The organism is Pantoea sp. Cy-639 (genome assembly GCF_011752525.1).
Taxonomy (GTDB): domain Bacteria; phylum Pseudomonadota; class Gammaproteobacteria; order Pseudomonadales; family Pseudomonadaceae; genus Aquipseudomonas.
In genome coordinates, this window is record NZ_VWXI01000012.1 from 69,809 (window position 1) to 83,644 (window position 13,836).

At 66.1% G+C, this 13,836-nt stretch carries 5 protein-coding genes; 1 reads left to right on the forward strand and 4 read right to left on the reverse strand.

All coding sequences use genetic code 11. The features are described 5' to 3' along the window. Nucleotides 1-64 precede the first annotated feature (64 nt). From F3J43_RS15785 to F3J43_RS15800, 4 genes are all read right to left on the reverse strand, one after another. Nucleotides 65-5,350 carry a type I polyketide synthase gene (locus F3J43_RS15785; RefSeq protein ID WP_166888258.1) on the reverse strand — a complete coding sequence of 1,762 codons (5,286 nt, stop codon included), beginning with the start codon at nt 5,348-5,350 and terminating at the stop codon, nt 65-67. Nucleotides 5,351-5,612: 262 nt separating this feature from the next. Then, nucleotides 5,613-7,823 carry a 1,4-alpha-glucan branching protein GlgB gene (gene glgB / locus F3J43_RS15790; RefSeq protein ID WP_166888261.1) on the reverse strand — a complete coding sequence of 737 codons (2,211 nt, stop codon included), beginning with the start codon at nt 7,821-7,823 and terminating at the stop codon, nt 5,613-5,615. A 57-nt stretch (nt 7,824-7,880) separates the two neighbouring features. Continuing rightward, on the reverse strand, nt 7,881-11,192 hold the full coding sequence (treS, locus tag F3J43_RS15795) for a maltose alpha-D-glucosyltransferase (protein ID WP_166888263.1): 3,312 nt from the start codon (nt 11,190-11,192) through the stop codon (nt 7,881-7,883). A 174-nt stretch (nt 11,193-11,366) separates the two neighbouring features. Next, a complete protein-coding gene (locus F3J43_RS15800; protein ID WP_166888266.1) occupies nt 11,367-13,385 on the reverse strand; it encodes an alpha-1,4-glucan--maltose-1-phosphate maltosyltransferase in 2,019 nt (672 codons plus the stop codon). Between the two features lie 138 nt (nt 13,386-13,523). On the opposite strand from F3J43_RS15800, the gene F3J43_RS15805 reads away from it, so the two are divergent. After that, on the forward strand, nt 13,524-13,676 hold the full coding sequence (locus tag F3J43_RS15805) for a hypothetical protein (protein WP_166888268.1): 153 nt from the start codon (nt 13,524-13,526) through the stop codon (nt 13,674-13,676). Nucleotides 13,677-13,836 lie beyond the last annotated feature (160 nt).

Consider the following 13,836-nt stretch of genomic DNA (forward strand, 5'->3'; position numbering starts at 1 on the left):
ATTCCCTCTCTTCGCGGCCCCAGCCCCCGAAGGAAGACCTGGGGCGATTGTGCAACCCGGCTCATCAGGTCGGCTGCACGGGCTCGTCGACAGACAGCAACTGCCCTCGGACGTATTTTGCAATTGCCTCTATCGTCGGGTGGTTCCAGATGAGTGTCGGCGGAATATCGATCCGATAACGCTTCTTCAGGCGTATGCGCAACGCCACGCTGATCAGGGAGTCCAGCCCTTTCTCGACCAGTGAGCGCCTGGGGCCGATGTCTGCCTGGGCGCAACGTAGCTCGGCGGCAACCTGGGCCTGGATATCATCGATCAGCCAGGGCAGCAGTTGCGCCTGCGGGACCATGGCCCAGGGCGTTTGAGCCGCTGCCTCGCAGGCTCCAGGCTGCTCTGCGGCGAATACATGGCGCAGTACAGGCAACGGGGTGTCGACCGCCTCCTTGCGCGCAGCGCTGAAAACCGCCGCGTAGGGTACTTCTGCCTGCTGGGCCAGTTGCCAGGACATCAGTGCCGCTGGAACGCTGATCCCCTCGAGCCCATGCGCTCGCGCCTCCAGCAAAGTGGTATCGATACCGCGTGACATGCCCAGCCGATCCCAGGCCATCCAGCCAAGGCTGAGGGTGTTGTGGCCAAGGCTGCGACGATGGCGGGCGAAGGCGTCCATGAAGGCATTCGCCGACGCGTATCCGGCCTGGCCGGACAAGCGTGCGAATTGCCCACTGGAGGAATACAGGACGAAGAAGTCCAGCGGCGCATGGTCCAGCGCCCGGGCCAAGGCCAATGTGCCATCGACCTTGGCCTGCAGCACTGTGCGCAAGGTCTGGCGCTGCAGCGACTCGACCAGGCCACCGGCGAACTGGCCTGCGGCATGCACGACACCACGAATGGCGGGCAGAGACTGGAGGGCCTGCTCAAGGGCCCGGCGCATGCCCGGCTCGTCCACCACATCCAGCGCCAGAGGTACCACAGTGACGCCTTGCCGCTCGAGCGCGCGCACACGCTCGATCACCGAGCGCAGCTGCGGACAGGTCTGCGAGGCCCATTCACTGCGTGCCGGCAAGCCATTGCGACTGGCCAGCAACAGGCGCCGCGCCCCCTGGCTGACCAGGTACCGAGCGGTCTCCAGGCCCAGCGCGCCCAGGCCGCCGGTCACCAGGTAGGTGGCATCTGCCCTGCAGATCTGGCGGCTTTCGGTGCTGCTCGGAGCCGTCTCGAGGGCCTGCAGGCGCAAGGCGTGGATGCCCTCGGCAGCGACCGAGAGCACATCCTCCCGGCCCTGCCCAAGCGCCTTGGCGAGATGCCCGTAGGTGGCGGGCTCGTCCAACGCCTGCGGGTCCATGTCGATCAGCCCGGCCCATAGGTCTGGTTGTTCGCCAGCGATGATCCGCGCCATCCCCCACAGGCCGGACTGCCCCAGCGCCGACGAAGTACGCAGCTGCCTCACGCCAAACGTGATGCAGCCAAGACGTATCGCCGGCTCGCGCGTGCGCCGTGCCGCGACCTGCTGCGTGGCCGTCAGCAACCGCCAGGCATTGCGTTCCACATTCTGCTCGACAGTCTCTCCATCCCCTGGGGCTTCGCCAAGCATCAGCACGACACCGGGCCGGCCGTTGCTCTCCAGCTCGGCGAGGTCATCGAGGATGCGGCAACGCATTCCCGCCCCCACGAAACCGGCCATCAACCGCCCGGCCTGCGCCTCACCCGCCCCGAGCAGGAACACCTCAGTTGCCTGCGCCTGCGCATCCTCGCCTTGCGTCCAAGGCTCCCAGGCCTCGACGAAAACCGTCCGGCCCGGTACCGGGGCCAGCCCGTCCTTGCGGTCTATGGTCGCGAACACCAGGCCTTCAAGACGGCCAACGAGCAGCCCTGTTTCATTCAGGATCAATACATCCATCACCGGCACCTGCTCGGGCACAGCCACAGATGCCAGCACGGTGAAGCTGTCTGGCGCCGGCCCACTGACCCTCAGTTCGCCAAGTCTTGCGGGCATGCGCAATTCATCGTCATCCGGCAACAGCAGGGGCATCATCGTCAGCACTGCATCCAGCACCACGGCCCAACTGTTGCGTTGCTCCGCGCAGGTGTCGACACACCCGCTGGCAACGAGCGTACCCTGGCCACGGCGCAGGGCCTGGATGCGCCAGCGGAAACCGTAATCGGCAATACCACGCCGGCGATACACCGGCTCGACCATCGACCACTCCAGCGTCTGCTCACAGTTGGCGATCCATCGCGCCGGGTCGGGATACATCGCCTCCTCCGGCGCACGCCACTCCAGCGTCGCCGTGGTATGCGTGACCCAGGCCAGATCCGCTTCGTTGCTTTCATCGGGCAGCGCCTCCAGCAATCGACTGGCAAGCCGGATGTCCTTGCCCTGGCAAACGATCTGCAGCTCCCGCTCGCCCTCCACCGCGATAGGCGTACGCAAGATCACATCCCTCAACCCGGGCATGCCAGCAGCGCTCGCCCGCGCCTGCAGGAACGAGTGCAGCAACACCGCTGCCGGCATGATCTCGACCCCGGCGATCGGGTGTTGTCGCGGATACGGCCGAGACTCGAAATCAAGGTGCGTCTGCCACACTTCGCAGGGCGGTGAACTGCGAATCGTGCGGCACGAGCCCAGCAAGGTATGACGGGAGGCATCATGCCCCCTGCCGCTGGCGGTGCTACTCGGTTTTGCCGAGGTCCAGTAGCGCTGGTGGTGCCAACTGGTCGTCGGCAGGTCGAGCAATCCAGCTGCGCCATACCACGACTGCCAGTTCAGCCCGGCACCTTCGCTGTAGAGCCTGGCCAGGCTGTCGAGCAGCGACTGGCGCTGTGCCTGGCCTTCTCTCAAGGTCGGGCATACCACGACATCGTCACACTCGCAGGCCTCGGCCGTTTCCCGAATGGCGTGGGAAACGATCGGCTTGCTCGAGACCTCGACAAACAACCTGAAGCCCTCCTCCAGCGCCGCACTCACCGCCTGGTCGAACAGCACCGGACAACGCGAGTTGGCCGCCCAGAACGCATCGTCCCGCAGGGCCGGCGAGCGTGGGTCCGGCAGCACCGAGTTGAACATCGGGATACGCGGCGCACACGGCTGCAGCTCGCCAGCGGCGCGTCGAATGTCATCGAGCACCTCGTCGATCTGGGGGCTGTGGAACGCCACATCGGTCGCGACACGACGGACGACGACCTCATCACTGCCCCACGCGCCCGCGATACGCTCCAGCGCCGCACCCTCCCCGGACAACACGGTAGAACGGGGGCTGGCAGCAATGGCGGCTACCACCTCCTTCGCGCTACCAAGGCGCTGCGTCGCCTGTGCGAATGGAAGGTTGACCATCAACATGCCACCGCTGCCGGCCAGTCGCTGGTACAAGCCAGCCCGCCGGCAGGCAAACCGCGCGGCAGCGTTTTTCTCGAGCGCCCCCGCAACCACCGAGGCGGCGATTTCGCCAATGGAGTAGCCAATCACAGCCGCAGGCTCCAGGCCTTTGCTCTGCCACAGCGCGGCCAGGGCCACCTGAACCGCAAAGGTCGCAGCCTGGGCGTGCCGCACAGGTTCGAAGTCACCCTGCTCAAGCAGGTCGCGCGCCGTGCACCCCAGTTCGTCGCGAAACACATCGGCCAGCGCGTCCACCTGCGCGGCAAAGACCGGCTCGGTCTGCAGCAACTCCCGCCCCATGCCTGGCCATTGGGCGCCGTGCCCGGAAAATACAAACACGACGCCCTTGCCTGCCCCCCGGTTGCATGCGCCGCTGTGCAAGGACTCTGACGGACTCGCCGTCGCCGCACTGTGCAAGGCCTCGAGCAGCGCCTCGCGCGTCGAGGCCTGCACCACGCTGCGCACCTCCAGGTGATCACGGCGCAACGCCAACGTATGACCGATATCCGCCAGCGATACCTGTGGGTTGGCTTCCAGCCAGGCCGCCAGACGCGCGGCCGCGCCCTGGACGTTTTCACGGGACTGACCCGACAAGGGAAACAGCAGGCCCGCCCCTGCCGCGACCGGTTCGAGGGTTTCACGCTCGGCCGCAGGAGCCGCTTCGAGGATGGCATGGGCGATGGTCCCGCCCACACCAAAGCATGAGACCCCAGCACGCCGAGGCGTCGCGGTCATCGGCCAGGGCTGGGCAGCGCCCACGACCCGGATTCCCGCTGTCTGCCAGTCGATTTCAGCGGTCAGCGATGAGTACAGGCTTCTGGGAATCTGCCCATGCCGGATGGCCAGCACGGTCTTGATCAGGCCGACCATGCCTGCCCCGGCCTCCAGGTGGCCAACATTCGGCTTCACCGAGCCGACCAGGCACTCGCCCCCGGCTTGGCGCCCGGTCCCGAACACCTGCGAAATCGCCGTGAGCTCAGCCTTGTCCCCCAACCGTGTGCCCGTGCCATGGGCTTCCACATAGTGCACCGACAATGGATCGACGCCAGCCTGTCGGTAGACCTGCCTGAGCATGTGTGCCTGGGCCTCTCCATTCGGCGCCATCATGCCGGCGGTCCTGCCGTCCTGATGGACCCCGCAGCCTCGGATCAAGGCCTGGACCGGATCACCGTCGCGCAGTGCGTCGGCATACCGCTTGAGGATCAGCACGCCAGCACCCTCACCGCGACCATAGCCGTCCGCCGCCGCATCGAAGGACTTGCACCGACCATCCGCGGCGGTTGCGCCGGCGGCATCCAACGCCACCTGCATGCCCGGGAACGACATCACATTGACAGCGCCGATGATCGCAAGCCCGGTAGAGCCATCCCACAGGCTCTGGCAGCCCAGGTGCAGTGCGGTGAGGGCCCCCGCGCACGCGGTATCGACAACCAGGCTTGGGCCATGCAAGTCGAGTACGTAGGAAACACGGTTGGCTATGCCGAAGAGCATGCCGCCATTCAGGGCCCAGGGCTCGATATGAGCGATATCGGAAAACAGCCGATGGCCATAGTCAAACGAGTTTGCCGCCGCGAAAACACCTGTATCGCCCCCTTTCAGGCCAGAGGGCGGTATACCGGCACGCTCCAGCGCCTCCCACACCAGTTCCAGGACTATCCGCTGCTGAGGATCGAGGGATTCGGCCTCCCGCGCGGAAACGCCGAAGAAACCTGCATCGAACTTGTCGACATCGGCCATGTAGCAACCCAGCCGGGTGGCCTTGCGAAGTGCATTCGCCAGCGCCGGGCTGGCCTCCTCGTAAACCTGCCAGCGGTCGGCCGGCACTGCGCCGACCGCCGTTCGCCCCTCCTGCAGGAAGTCCCAGAACTGCGCGGGGGACGTCAGATCCGGCGCCAGCCGGCAGCTCATGCCGACAATCGCTATGGGGTCGTTGCCTGATGACCTGGGCAGGCGCTCGCTGTCTACGCTGGAATAGCTCATCCGCTTCACTCCCTTGAAGTAAACCCGCCAGCCCGCGACAGGCTGGCTTCGCGCGCCATCCCGATCCGGAGGCGCTTTCCAGTGAATGAGAACGGTAGACATAAAGTCGTGCAGGCGACCGGCAGAAACGACGGTTACCTATATTGATTTGAAGTAATCCTGTCCCTGGTGAAAGCGTTGCCATCTATCGCTGGGCGGTCCCGGGCAGACGCGCAGGGCACATTCATGCCCAGCGCACGCCACCCTGCGCACAAGCACCTGCTCAACCCGGCTGCATCACCAGCACCCCCAACGGCGGCAGGTTCAGCACCAGCGACAGCGGCTGCCCGTGGCTGGCGATCTCCTCGGCCTGCACCGCTCCGAGATTGCCCACGTTCGACCCGGCATACAGCTGCGCATCGCTGTTGAGCAACTCCCGCCACTGGCCGGCGAAAGGCACGCCGATCCGGTAGTCCTGGCGTGGCACCGGAGTGAAATTGGCCACCACCAGCAGCGGCTCGCCCTGGCTGCTCCAACGCAGCCAGGCATACACGCTGTTGTGCGCGTCGTCGCCGATCAGCCACTGGAAACCCTGGGGCTGGCAATCCTGCTCATGCAGCGCCGGCAGCGTGCGGTACAGGCGGTTAAGGTCGGCCACCAGCTTCTGCACCCCCTGGTGCTCGGGATATTGCAGCAGGTACCAGTCCAGTTGCTGGTCGTGGTTCCACTCGCGCCACTGGCCGAACTCGCAGCCCATGAACAGCAGCTTCTTGCCCGGGTGGGTCCACATGAAGGCCAGGTAGGCCCGCAGGTTGGCGAACTTCTGCCAGCGGTCGCCAGGCATCTTGTCGATCAGCGAATGCTTGCCGTGCACTACCTCGTCATGGGAGATCGGCAGGATGAAGTGCTCGGAATACGCATAGATCAGCCCGAAGCTCATCTCGTTGTGGTGATAGGTGCGGTGGATCGGGTCGTTCTGGATGTAGTGCAGGGTGTCGTGCATCCAGCCCATGTTCCATTTGTAGGCAAAGCCCAGCCCACCTTGCTGTACCGGCTGGCTGACCCCGGGCCAGGCCGTGGACTCCTCGGCGATGATCAGTGTGCCCGGCGCTTCCTGGGCGGCGACGCTGTTGAGCTGGCGGATGAAGTCGATGGCCTCGAGGTTCTCACGCCCTCCATGGCGGTTGGGCACCCACTCGCCGGCCTTGCGCGAGTAGTCGCGGTAGAGCATCGAGGCCACCGCATCGACACGCAGGCCGTCGATGTGGAAGTGCTTGAGCCAGTGCAGCGCCGAAGCCAGCATGAAGCCGCGCACCTCGTTGCGCCCGAGGTTGTAGATCAGCGTGTTCCAGTCCTGGTGGAAGCCTTCCAGCGGATTGTCGTACTCGTACAACGCCGTGCCGTCGAAACGCGCCAGGCCATGCTCGTCGGTGGGGAAATGCGCCGGTACCCAGTCGAGGATCACGCCAATGCCACCCTGGTGGCAGGCATCGACGAAGTGGGCGAAGTCCTCGGCGCTGCCATAGCGCGAGGTCGGCGCGAACAGCGACAGCGGCTGGTAGCCCCAGGAGCCGCCGAACGGGTGTTCCATGACCGGCATCAGCTCGATATGGCTGAAGCCCAGCTCCTGCACGTAGGGCACCAGGCGCTCGGCCAGTTCGCGCCAGTTGTAGAACCGCGCCACCTCGCCGGCATCGTCCAGCTCGCAGCGCCAGGAGCCGGCGTGCAGCTCGTAGACCGACAGCGGCGCGCTGTAGGCATGGCGCTGGGCGCGCTGGGCCATCCAGTCGTGGTCATGCCAGCTGTGAGCCAATGGCCCGGCCACTTTCGACGCGGTGCTCGGCGGCAGTTCGGTGGCGCGGGCCAGCGGGTCGGCCTTGAGCGGCAATACGCCGTCGTGGCCCAGCACTTCGAACTTGTAGGCCTCGCCCACGCCGAGCCGCGGCACGAACAGCTCCCAGACCCCGGCGCCATGGCGCAGGCGCATCGGGTGGCGTCGACCGTCCCAGTTGTTGAAGTCACCGACCACCGATACGCGCCGGGCATTGGGTGCCCACACCGAGAAGCACACGCCGCCGACCCCGTCGACCTCGATCGGTTGCGCACCGAAGCGCCCGGACAGGTCACGGTGGTTGCCCTCGGCGAACAGGTACATGTCCATCTCGCCCAACTGCGGGCCGAAGCTGTATGGGTCCTCGGTGACCTGCTGGCCGCCGGCCCAGTCGATCTGTAGCTGGTATGGCTGGGCCTCGGCCAGCTGCGCGGTGAACAGCCCGGGCAGGCTGGCCTGCTGCATCTGGGCGAGGATGCGTCCGTCGTGACGCGCCAGCACCCGCGCGTTCAGGGCGTTGGGCAGGAAGGCGCGGATAGTCTGGCCGCCCACACCATCAGGATGCGGGCCGAGCACGGCGAACGGATCAGCGTGCTCGGCGCGGGCCAGGGCATCCAGGTCCCGTTGCCGAAGGCCACCGGTGTCACGCGTGGTTGCATTCATCGCTCAGTTCCTTTGCAAGTGTTCAAGTGATTGCGTGGGCTGGCCCCGCGAGATGCATCATGACTCTCCCCAGGCACTGACCAGCCCATGCAATCCATGCAAGGGCACGGCCAGCCAGTCCGGGCGGTTCTCGGCTTCGTAGGTGATCTCGTAGACAGCCTTCTCCAGGCAGAACAGCTCAAGCGCCGCGCGCTCGCCCTCGGCGCACTGCCAGGCATGGGGCATGGCGGCGGTGGCCAGCCCGTAGGCTTCGACGAAGGCATGGCGCGACTGGTGCAGGTACCGCCGGGCGACCCGCTGGCGAGCCTGGCGCGCCGCGTCGGAGAGGTCCACCGACGAGGCGCTGCGCAGGATCATCGCAGCAGCATAGTCGAAGGAGCGCAGCACGCCGCTGACATCCTTGTACGGGCTGTGCCTGGCCCGGCGCTGGACCAGTGGCCGCGCCGGCTCGCCCTCGAAGTCGATCAGGTAGGCATCGCCCTGCACCACCAGCACCTGGCCCAGGTGCAGGTCGCCGTGCACTCGCATCAGCAGGCCGCCCTGGGCCTGGCGGGCCAGGTGGTCGATGTGTTGCTGCAGGCCTTCGCGTTGCTGGCGCAGATCGTCCACCAGGGCCTGGCTGTCGCTGTCCAGCGTGTCGCAGTGCTGGGCCAGCAGGTCAAGGGCATGAACCAGTTCGGCGCTGATCTGTACCCGCCAGCGCTCGCTGTCGGCGGCGTCGCTCGGCCGTGGCACGAAGGCTTCATTGTTGGTCGGCGCGGCCAGCAGCAGGTGCATCTCGCCCAGGCGCCGGCCCAGCAAGGCAGCGAAACCATTGAGCTCGGCCAGGGCGTCGGGGTGCGCCTCGGGCTCGATGGTGCCCGGCTCCATCTCATCGCGAATCGCCCGTTCCAGGGTGTTCTGGGTCCAGTCCCAGGCATCGCCCTGGTTGCTCAGGTAACCCTGGGCGATCATCAGCAGGTGAGGCTGGTCACTGTCGTCGACACGGCTGACCCAGGCCAGCAGCGGCGAAATATTGGCAAAGCCGGCAGCGCTCAGGTACGCGCTCATCTCCAGCTCCGGGTGGATGCCCGGGTTGACCCGGCGAAGCAGCTTGAGCACCACGCGCCCTCCCACCACCACCGAGCTGTTGGACTGCTCGGCGCTCAAGTAGCGCACCTCGCTGTGCTCATCCAGCGCCAGCGCGGCGAGCTGGTCGGTACATTCGAAACGCAGCTGGCCCTCGCCACACGGCAGGCTCAGGCCATCCTGACAGCCGCGCAGCAGGGCACGAATGAACGGTTCCAGCACGAAGGCATCGGTGATCAGCCCGACCTGGCGCCCCCGGCGTACCCTTGCCAGCGCCAGTTGCTGGGGCAATGCGGCGTTGATCTGCTCCTCGGGAAGCAGGCCGAACGGCAACTGGTAACGGGTGCTGCTGCCATTGCTGCGCACCTCGATTTCGCTGAGCAGCGCCGGCAAGGTCGCGGTACCAAAACGTACGCCATAGCACAGGCGTACCTGGTCGAGCGGCCCTTCCTTGCCGGCGAACCAGCGCCGCCTGGGCAGGTACTGGGGCAGGATCGCGCCCTGCAAGGTGTCGCGTGCCGGTGCCTCGAGCAACTCTTCCATGCGCTTGCGCAGCACCAGGGTGGTCAGCTCGGGCAAGCCCTCGGCGGGCTGGACATGCCAGCTGGGCATGCGGTCGTGGGAGGCCAGCAGGAACCAGTAGAAAGTGTACGGCGGCAAGGTCAGCAGGAACGGCAACTGACCGATCGGCGGGAAGGCACTGCCGCCGAGCATCTCCACCGGCACCCGCTCGGCATAGTGCGACAGCTCCAGCTCCGCCGCCTGGGCCGCGCGCGAGACGTTGGCCACGCACAGCACCACTTCGCTGTTGCCATCCGGATCGGTGTATTCGCGCAGATAGGCCAGGATGCGTCGGTTGCTCGGGGTCAGCATCTTCAGGGTGCCGCGGCCGAAGGCCTTCTGCTGCTTGCGCACCGCCAGCAGGCGGCGGTTCCAGTTGAGCAGCGAATGCGGATCGTGGGCCTGGGCCTCGACGTTGACGGTCTGGTAGCCGTACAACGGGTCCATGATCGGCGGCAGCACCAGGCGCTGCGGATCGGCGCGGGAAAAGCCGCCGTTGCGGTCCGGTGACCACTGCATCGGCGTGCGCACCCCGTCGCGGTCGCCCAGGTAGATGTTGTCGCCCATGCCCAGTTCGTCGCCGTAGTACAGGGTTGGCGTGCCGGGCATCGACAGCAGCAGGCTGGTGAGCAGCTCGATGCGTCGCCGATCGCGCTGCAGCAACGGCGCCAGGCGCCGGCGGATACCGAGGTTGATGCGGGCGCGGCGGTCCTCGGCGTAGTAGTTCCACAGGTAGTCGCGCTCGCGGTCGGTGACCATCTCCAACGTCAGCTCGTCGTGGTTGCGCAGGAAGATCGCCCACTGGCAGTTGGCCGGAATCTCCGGGGTCTGGCGCAGGATGTCGGTGATCGGGAAACGGTCCTCCATGGCCAGGGCCATGTACATGCGCGGCATCAGCGGGAAATGGAAGGCCATGTGGCACTCGTCGCCGTCGCCCTCGCCGAAGTACGGACGGGTGTCCTCCGGCCACTGGTTGGCCTCGGCCAGCAGCATGCGGTCAGGGTAATTGGCGTCGATCTCGGCGCGGATCGCCTTGAGCACGGTGTGGGTCTCGGGCAGGTTCTCGTTGTGGGTGCCGTCGCGCTCGATCAGGTAGGGGATGGCGTCCAGGCGCAGGCCGTCGACGCCGAGGTCGAGCCAGAAACGCATCACCCGGATCACCGCCTTGAGCACCTGCGGGTTGTCGAAGTTCAGGTCCGGCTGGTGCGAGTAGAAGCGGTGCCAGAAGTACTGGCCGGCGACCGGGTCCCAGGTCCAGTTGGACGTTTCGGTATCGAGGAAGATGATCCGCGTGCCGGTGTATTTCTGCTCGTCGTCGGACCACACGTAGAAGTCCCGGGCCTTGCTGCCGCGCTTGGCATGGCGGGCGCGCTGGAACCAGGGGTGCTGGTCGCTGGTGTGATTGATGACCAGCTCGGTGATCACCCGCAGGCCGCGCTTGTGCGCCTCGGCGATGAAACGCCTGGCATCGGCCATGCTGCCGTAGTCCGGATGCACGGCCTTGTACTCGGCGATGTCGTAGCCGTCGTCGCGCCGTGGCGAGGGGTAGAAAGGCAGCAGCCAGAGGGTGTTGACGCCCAGTTCGGCGATGTAGTCGAGCTTGCCGATCAGGCCCGCGAAATCGCCGATGCCGTCGTTGTTCGCATCGAAGAACGATTTCACGTGCAACTGGTAGATCACCGCGTCCTTGTACCACAGCGGGTCGTCGATGAAGGCTGCCGGGCGGGAACGCTTGGCCATGGGTGACTCCTTTCTGTCCTCGGTTACGCGCGATCCCCTGTAGGAGCGAGCGCAGCTCGCGATGGGCTGCAAGGCAGCCCCGGCAATAGTGGCTGCGAAGCTGAAAACCTGGGGCCGCTGCGCACCCCATCGCGAGCTACGCTCGCTCCTACCAGAGGTAATAACGTGCTGCCGTTAACGGGCCTTTTCGATGCGCCAGATGCCGAACGGCTGGTGCCAGGGCTCGATGCGCATCCATTGGGTCTTGCCATGCCAGGTCCAGCGGTGGCCGTTCATCAGGTCCTCGCCCTGGGTATCGGCGTTGTCGTCCAGCCCCAGCTCCCACAGCGGCAGCTCGAAATGCGCCTCCTGGGCGTTGTACGGATCGAGGCTGATGGCCACCAGGATGAAGTTGTCGCGCTCGGGCGTGCGCTTGGCGAAGTACAGGATCTGGTCGTTCCAGCAGTTGAAGAACGCCACCCCCAGGTGCGTCTGCAAGGCGCGGTTGTGCCGGCGAATGCGGTTGAGCTGGGCGATCTCGGCGACGATGTTGCCGGGCTGGGTGTAGTCCCTGGGGCGGATCTGGTACTTCTCCGAATCGAGGTACTCCTCCTTGCCCGGCAACGGCGTGCCCTCGCACAGCTCGAAGCCTGAGTACATGCCCCACACTCCCGAGCCCATGGTCGCCAGGGCGGCGCGGATAAGAAAGCCGGCCCGCCCGGAGGTCTGCAGGAAATACGGGTTGATGTCCGGCGTGTTGACGAAGAAGTTCGGTCGATAGCACTGGCTCCACGGCGGCTGCTCGAGCTGCTCGAAATACTCGCGCAGCTCCTGCTTGCTGTTACGCCAGGTGAAGTAGGTGTAGCTCTGCGCAAAGCCGACCTTGCCCAGGCGTGCCATCATCGCCGGGCGGGTGAAGGCCTCGGCGAGGAAGAGCACCTCGGGGTGGCGGCTGCGCACATTGGCGATCAGCCATTGCCAGAACGGCAGCGGCTTGGTGTGCGGGTTGTCGACGCGAAAGGTCTTCACGCCCTCGGCGACCCAGCCGAGCACCACGTCGCGCAGCGCCAGCCACAGGCTCGGCACCGCCTCGGGAGCGTAGAAATCGACGTTGACGATGTCCTGGTATTTCTTCGGCGGGTTCTCGGCGTAGCGGATGCTGCCGTCGGGTCGCCAGCTGAACCAGCCGGGATGTTGCTTGAGCCAGGGGTGATCCTGGGAACACTGGATGGCGAAGTCCAGGGCGATCTCCAGGCCCTGCTCGGCGGCGGCGCTGACCAGTCGACGGAAGTCGTCGCGCGTGCCCAGCTGCGGGTGAATGGCCTCGTGGCCGCCCTCGGCGCTACCGATGGCATAGGGGCTGCCAGGATCGCCCGGTTCAGCCTTGAGGGCGTTGTTGCGGCCCTTGCGGTGCTGCATGCCGATGGGGTGGATGGGTGGGAAATACAACACGTCGAAGCCCATGTCGCGGATCATCGGCAGGCGTTGCTGCACATCGTTGAACGTGCCATGGCGCTCGGGGTCGTCGGTGACCGAGCGCGGGAACAGCTCGTACCAGCTGGCGAACTGCGCGGCCTCGCGGTCGACGTCCAGGGCAAGCTCGGGGCTACGGGTCAGGTAGCTGCGGTGCTCGGCTTCGAGCATCAGTTGCGCGACGTCGTGATGCAGCAGCAAGGCGACCTGCTCGTCCGCCGGCAGGGCCGGGAGACGTTGCTGCAATTGCCCAAGCTGCTCGCGCAACAAGCCATCGCTGCGCTCGATGCCCTTGCCCAGCAGCAAGCGGCCCTCCTCCAGCTCCAGATGCACGTCCACGCCAGCGGCGTACTTCTTCTCCAGGTCGTGGCAGAAGGTGGCCCAAGGGTCGATCCAGGCCTCGATGCTGAACAGGTGCAGGCCCAGCTCACTGGGGGTGAAAGCCGCCTGCCACAGGTCGTTGCCCGGCGACTGCATGGCCACGCAGTGCCAGCGCCGGCTGTGGGCCTGGCGCCAATGCAGGGTCACGGCCAGGCGGTCGTGGCCATCGCAATACACCTTGGCGCCCACCTCGACCTTGTGCCCGCGCACCGCCTTGGCCGCGAAGGTGCCACCGTCGAGCACCGGGCTGATATCCTCAATCACGATGCGCGGCGCCAGCAAGGCCTGGGACAGGCTGATGGCCTGGTCCGGATGATCACCGGCCATGGGCACGCTTTCGAACGGCTCGTTACCTGACATCGCACTCACTCCGTGGGGATGGTGGCGGTAAGGGTTCAGAGCCATGGCGGCGGGCGGGGTTCAAAAAAAATGAGCGAACGGCGCAGGCCAGGGTCGAAGCCTGCAGCACCGCTTCATTCATCCCGCGAGGTCAGGCCCATGAACATTCCCATTCCACCGGAGACACCCGACCCGAACATCGACGATCCGGCCTTGCCGCCACCGCAGCCCGAAGAGGAGCCGGACGAGCGGCCGAGCGTACCGCCCACGGTGGGCGATCCGCCGAGCGAGGAACCACCGGTGAAAGCTTGAGAATAGCCAAGGCTCAGGATTCGACAGGCTCTGCCACAGGGCAAGCCCGCTCCCGCCCCATCCTGCACGACCCGCAGGCGCCAGCCTTGCTGGCGAAGCAGACAACTCGGTAACGGCCACCGGCTACGCCGCTGCGTCCCGGCAAACCAACGCCGACCAA

What these genes read in the sequence shown, in the direction of transcription:
- F3J43_RS15785 (WP_166888258.1), bottom strand. Translation starts at nt 5,350, where the DNA reads ATGAGCTATTCCAGCGTAGACAGCGAGCGCCTGCCCAGGTCATCAGGC.
- glgB (WP_166888261.1), bottom strand. Translation starts at nt 7,823, where the DNA reads ATGAATGCAACCACGCGTGACACCGGTGGCCTTCGGCAACGGGACCTG.
- treS (WP_166888263.1), bottom strand. Translation starts at nt 11,192, where the DNA reads ATGGCCAAGCGTTCCCGCCCGGCAGCCTTCATCGACGACCCGCTGTGG.
- F3J43_RS15800 (WP_166888266.1), bottom strand. Translation starts at nt 13,385, where the DNA reads ATGTCAGGTAACGAGCCGTTCGAAAGCGTGCCCATGGCCGGTGATCAT.
- F3J43_RS15805 (WP_166888268.1), top strand. Translation starts at nt 13,524, where the DNA reads ATGAACATTCCCATTCCACCGGAGACACCCGACCCGAACATCGACGAT.